The organism is Skermanella sp. (assembly GCF_059503625.1).
Genome location: NZ_JCACHA010001027.1, coordinates 1 through 6,034, shown reverse-complemented (window position 1 = coordinate 6,034; position 6,034 = coordinate 1). Strand labels below are relative to the sequence as shown.

At 67.4% G+C, this 6,034-nt stretch carries 4 protein-coding genes; all 4 read right to left on the bottom strand.

Annotated elements, in window-relative coordinates; all coding sequences use genetic code 11:
• Positions 1-924: cellulose biosynthesis protein BcsN (bcsN, locus tag AC5JJ6_RS37410; protein ID WP_496046902.1), on the bottom strand; the 924-nt coding region annotated here is incomplete at its 3' end.
• Positions 925-2,739, bottom strand: a complete 1,815-nt coding sequence (locus tag AC5JJ6_RS37405; RefSeq protein WP_496046901.1) for a hypothetical protein — start codon at positions 2,737-2,739, stop codon at positions 925-927.
• Complete coding sequence (locus tag AC5JJ6_RS37400) at positions 2,736-3,836, bottom strand: family 8 glycosyl hydrolase (protein ID WP_496046900.1); 1,101 nt, start codon at positions 3,834-3,836, stop codon at positions 2,736-2,738. The genes AC5JJ6_RS37405 and AC5JJ6_RS37400 overlap by 4 nt, the downstream gene beginning before the upstream one ends.
• The coding region (locus tag AC5JJ6_RS37395) for a cellulose biosynthesis cyclic di-GMP-binding regulatory protein BcsB (RefSeq protein ID WP_496046899.1) at positions 3,829-6,034 on the bottom strand (2,206 nt) is incomplete at its 5' end. The genes AC5JJ6_RS37400 and AC5JJ6_RS37395, both read right to left, overlap by 8 nt.

Sequence of the window (6,034 nt, the reverse complement as noted above, 5' to 3'; positions counted from 1 at the left end):
CAGCGCCTGACGTGACTTCGGTCCCCAGATCCCGTCGATCTGCCCGTCGTAGAGGCCCAGGTCCTTCAACAGGCGCTGCATGGTCCGGGCGTGGGCGGGATTGCCGAAGTCGAGCGTTTGGTCGTCGTCCGGCTCGCTGATGGCCCTGGCGACCGGCGCGCTCACGGTCCTGGCGGCCGCGGCGCTTCGGCTGGGCAACAGCGAGACCGGCATGCGAGCGTCGGTGCGGCCGAGCTGACCGGCTCCCACGTCCGTTTCCGGCATCATGTGCCCGCCGAAGAACAGCGTCGCCCTGTCGAACATGGCCAGCAGCCGGGCCGGCTTCTCGTCGGGGGCGCAGAAACGGTACTCGGCCCGCAGAAGCGCGAAGTCGGGCGGCAGCATCCGGCTGTAGTCGTCGATGACCTGCCACGCCAGGACGCAGGTGACGTAGCCGTCGGTCGCCGTCGCGTAGCTGTACAGGCCGTAGCGGTTCTGGCGAAGGTCTGGTTCGATCCTGGTCTTCAGCGTCGGGAACTCCGCCTGGAGGCGGGAGTTCATCAGCTTCTCGTCATAGCGCGGCGTCGCGAAGGGTTCGCTCAAGGTCGTCAGGCTCGCCAGCATCGATGTCGGACGACGCCGCACCTCCATCCGGATGCCGTTTTCGCCCGGCAGGACGGTCGGGTTCTCCAGCGTGATTTCATAGGTTTCCGTCAGCCTGCCGAACGTCTGACGGCGGGCGGACAGGATGACGGCCGAAGCATCGCGCGCGAAGACGACAGGCGCCTGTTCGGGGGAGATCCGCTGCCAGGCCTGCGTAGTGGGGACCATCGCTTCGGGATCGTACCAGCGCGTGCAGCCGGCGGTCGACGAGAGCAGGCCCAGGAGCATCGCCGCCTTGACGGCCCAGGGCTTGCGGAAGGGGGCGGGACAGGAGCCGGTCATTTAGTCTAAACCCCCTCTGGAGATACGCATTCCTTCTCGCGACTCCGGTGTGCTGAGCAGTTTGTCGAGCCGCTCGAAGACTTCGAGCGCTTCGCCGGTCCTGTTGACGTGGTAGAGGCTGTAACCGCGCAGTATTTCCAGGTCCCGCCTGGGCGGCAGGTATTGGTTGCGGGCTTCGATCAGCCGCAGCGCTTCCCAGTGATGTTCCGCCTGATATTCGCGGACGGCCTGCTGCGACAGGGCGTCGGCGTGAAGCTCGGCGACCTTGGCGCGGCTCAGGTTGCTGGTCGCCAGTTCGCGCATCGCTTCTTCCACCATGCCGCTTTGCAGGCGCGACTGGATGATGCCGAGCTGGGCGCTCTCCAGCTCCTTTTCGCCGTTGGCCGTCGTCGGGACCGCCAGCGTCCCGGCTTCCTCGAAGGCCAGCTGAGCTTCGGTCTCCCGCTTGAGCGACAGCAGGCACCAGCCGCGCATCTGCGCCATGGCGCTCGTCCATCCCGGGCGGCCCCTGACCGGATTGAGATGGGCGAGGCAGTCGGAAGAGGCGCCGCGAGCCTGCGCCGCGACGGCGGCGTCCATCGCCCTCGGCGTCTCCGGGGCAGTGATCGTCGCCGGATCGGGCGGTGTAAGTGCCCGGGCACTCCGTACCGTTGCGCTTTGCACAGTCGTCCGCGACTTCGCGGCGGCTTGCCGGGTCTTCGCGGCTGCGGGTTTGGAGACGGCAAGAGCCTTCTTGATCTTATCCGACGTCGCCAGCCAGGGCTTCGCGACTTCCTCGGCGCGCTGCCGGTCCTTCGATGCCAGATACGTATAGACCAGACCCTCGGCGGAGTTCTCGTCCGGATTCAGGGCATTGGCATAGACGAACCACTTCTCGGCGTCCCGGTGATTGTTTTCGTTGTGGTAGAACCAGCCGAGCGTGAGGGCGCCGTCGCTGTCCTTGGCTGCCCTGGTTTCCTCTTCGAACGCCTTGACCCGCTCGGGGCTCAGCTTCGCCCCCTTCGACTCCGCGAGCCGGCGGGAGAAGCTGCCCCGTTCCAGTCTTGCCCGGACCTGATCGAGGGCGGTCTTGCCCGACGGCGAGGAGCGCGCGGACTCCAGCCGGAAAAGCTCGTCGACCTGGGCGTCGTCCACATAGGCGGACGCTTTCAGGATCGTGTCTTGCCGCTCCTTCTCGTTGGCGCAGGTCTCGACGATCGTGCGGTAGAGCTTGAAGGCGTCGGCGCCGTGACCCAGCTCGCCATGCGCCTGGGCGACCTGCCACATGATGTCGATGTTGCCGCAGGACACCAGGTCGCCGTTGCGCCCGGCGAGCTCGACGATCCGGGACCAGTTCTTCGAAGCTCCGGCAAGCTGGAGGTCTTTCCGGGCTTCCTGGACGGCCAGATGCTTATCCAGTTCGGGCGGCGTGCTCCAGGCCGGGTTCCTGCGCTTGATTTCGGCCAGCCCGGCGCGGGCAGCGGCAATGTCGCCCTTGGCGGCAAGTTCCCAGATCGGCGCCTCGTCCACGCCGGCACTGGCCGGCTTGGGGTTCATCAGGTCCTTGGGAGGCTGCCAGTTGGGATCGAGCGCCTGCAACCGCCTGATCTCCGCTTCGACGCGGTCGAGATCCCGTTTGGACGCGTAGAAGCGCAGGGCCGTTTCATCCGGACCGCTCCCGGACCCCTGGGGCTGGTCGAGCGTCACGGTCGGAGCGGCGAGCGGCGAGACGTGACTATCGGGCTTCTGGGCATACGCCGCTTCCGGCGCCAGCAATGCTACCGAAGCGCCGAGAGAGACCGACAGACAAATCAAAGCACCTTTGACCATGGTCACAGTCCATTTTCCTGTGCGGCAACTTTCGAAAGCAGCCGCAGCGATGCCGAATAATAATCTTCAGACGAATTGTTTTCCGTTGGCGGTGCCCGGTAGTCGGACTTCATGGCGCGGGAGACGAGGCCGTAGACCGCCATCGCTCCGGGGGAAGCCCCCATCGCCGACGGCTCGCCCGTGGCAAGGTCGACCGTCGCCGCCAGGCCGGGGCGTTCCTTCTGTGCCTGGACCAGCGACACGTAGGGATCCAGATACCAAGGGTCCTTGTAGCCGGCCCAGGTCAGGTAGAGCGGCACCCGGATCGCATCGAAGCCGAACCTCGGCGGAAAGCCTTCGGCCATGCCGACCTTCATGCCGGGATCGACGAGGACCCAGTCCGCCGGAAGCTGCCACCGGCTGAACCGGCTATGGGCGAGCAGGGCGAGGCCGCCGGAGACCAGATCGCTCCAGTCCTTGTGCTGTTCCCAGTCCTGGAACGCCAGCAGGGCGGGGAAGACCCAGTACGACAGGTTGGCGACCAGGCCGTTCGGCCGCTCGAAGCCGACATGGCCGGGCAGCAGGATGCTTTGATCCTCGACCCGCCGGATCATGTTGCTGCGGACCGCCGTCGCCATGGCGGTCGCCGCGGTCAGGAAGGACCGGTCGTTCCAGCGCTTGCCGGCCCGCAGCAGAGCCCAGGCGATCAGAATGTCGCCGTCCGTGGCGTTGTTCTGGTCGGTGACCTTGCCGACGGCCTTGCCGGTCCCCTCCGGCACCCATTTCCAGGCGACCAGACCGTCCTGCCTGACCATCAGGTTGGCATGGGTCCACTGCCAGATCCGGTTGAAGTCGGCTCTGGCGCCGGCCGCCGAGGCGAGCAGCATGCCGTATCCCTGTCCCTCGGAATGGGAGATCCCGCCATTCCCGGTATCGACGACCCGGCCTTCGGGCGTCACGAAGGTCTGGCGGAACCACTGCCAGTCTTCCGGCGGCAAGGGGAATGGTCCGGCCGGGCTGCCGCTGCCCGCGTGAGCGGCTTGGGGAAACGTCAGGTTCGCCATGGCCGCCGCGGCTCCACCAATGAGCACGCCCGCCTTCAGGAATGCGCGGCGGTCAATCATGGTTGTCGCCCCGGCCGAGGCCCAGGAAGGACCGCGTCACCAGCCCGAACGATGCGACCAGCAGAAGCAGGCCGGCGGTCCAGTACCAGACATATTCCGACATCAGGTTGCCGGCGATCAGCCGGAGGTTCGACAATCTCAGGTCGCTATCGAACCGGTGATAGGTGGAAGACGGCTCGATGCTTCTGGTGCCCGCCGGGTCAGCTCCCCAGACGGTGGCCGATCCCGCCAGCCGGTCCCAGTACGGACGCCGGACGAGGCGTTCGACCCCGGCTGCAAGCTGCTCGTCGTTGGCGGCGGTCAGGATCGTCCAGGTCCGCGACGGCGTTACCGGCGACTCCACCTGCATGAGCAGTCCCGTCGGGATCGAAAGCCCGCTGGCGAACAGGTCCGTTTCCTCCCGCCGTGCCTGGCCGAACACCGCCGGGAAATGCTGGCGCACCGATGCCGCGACATCCGCCGCCGCGGCGGATACGGTGTTGATGACGCTCTGGTCCTCTCCCGATTTGATGATCTTCTGCCAGCGGTCGCGCGCCTCGCTGTCGGCCGCCATGGTATCGGGGCCGGGGCGGCTGACGCTCCGCAGCGCCTCGATCTGCGCCAGCACCTCGTCGGCTTCGCCTTGCTCCGGCTGCTCTTCGGCGGGCGCGAACGACGGATCGGTGCCGATGCCCCAGGCGGCGGTCAGGTCGGATTGCCGGACCGGAAGGTCCAGCCCGGCCAGACGCGACAGCGACCGGTGGTTGCCGATGATCAGGGCGTCTCCGGCCGGTACGGTGGAGCCGTGGAACGAGAAGCGGGGATGGACCGGCGTCCCCGCCGCCTGGGCCATGCGGGCCGCAAGCGCCCAGGCGGCGGCTACCTCCTCGTTGGACTTGCTCATGAGGACGAGATCGAACCCATCGGCCGTCCCGTCCGTATAAGGGCTGCCCGTCCTCGCCAAGGTCCCCAGGTCGGGAAACTGGGCAAGGCGGGCATATTCCGGCAGCATCAGCGTGCTGTCGGAGAACAGGCTGAACCGGGGCGCCGTCGATCGTTCCGGCAGGCACGGCGCGCCTTCGGCCGGCGGCAGGTCGCCGGCCAGCAGGATCTCGTTGCGGCCCGGACGGAACAGCGACATCGGCAGGTGAAGGTCCCGGCGCTCGATGAGCTCGCCCATGCGGCTCAGCGGCAAGGCGGCGGCCGGCTGCCCGTTGACGAAGACCGACAGGGCCGATCCGGCTCCGATTCCGGGCGCCGACGCGGCGTTGATCCGGAGAATGGCCTTCCGGCTGTCGAGGTTGAAGAAGTCGCGCGCCAGCGTGACCGACAAGGCCTGCGTGAAGCGGTAGCCACTGAACTCGCGAGTCTTGTAGCCGAGGTCCGCAAGGGGGATCGGGCGTCCCTTCGGGAAGGTCGCGAGATCCGGCAGCGAAACGGCGTCTCCGGCGGCAAGGATCGTGTCGGCCGTCGCCGGCAGCGGCGTGTTGGGATTGGCGAAGGCCCTGGCCGCACTCGCCACCTCGTCCGATGTCCGGCCGGACACGACCAGAACGACCCCTCCGGAAGTTCCCAGCGGGAAAAGGCCGAGATAGGGACCGGCTATCGCGCTCTCGATGCGGCTGCCGACGATGGCGCTCAACTGGTCGGCGGTCCCGATCAGGACATTGCGGCTGTCGCCCAGGACCCCTTTGTCGAGACCGGGGAAGAGGCTGTCGCTGTCGGGCGCACGCAGCGGAGCGGGCTCCGATCCGGGAACGATGGCCTGGTCGCCGAGGCGAAGCGCTATGCCCTGGGCCACGTCCGCACCCCAGGCGACATGGTCCGCTCCGGTGTCCGCCCGGGCGCTCAGGATCGTCAGCCCCCGGCCCGACTGGGACGGCATGGCCAGGGACGACGCCGCGTCGCTGAGGATCGGCAGATCGGACGCGGGCTTGCCGAGGATCTCCACCGAAGACCGGTCCGGCAGCAGCCGCATCCAGAGTTCGAAGGTGCCGGCTACGCTGCAACTGACGCGGTGGCGTGCGGAGTAGTTGACGGTCAGTTCATTGAGGCCGGGCTTCAGATATCCCGCCGGCATGCCGATGCTTGCCGAAACGGGCTTCTCGAACCCGGTCAGCGGCAGGTTGCCCAGTTCAAGGCCGTTCAAGGCGATCTTGAACTGGGACAGGCCCGGCAGGATATGGACCGCGTTCTCGTATGAGAGCTTCAGGGTTGCC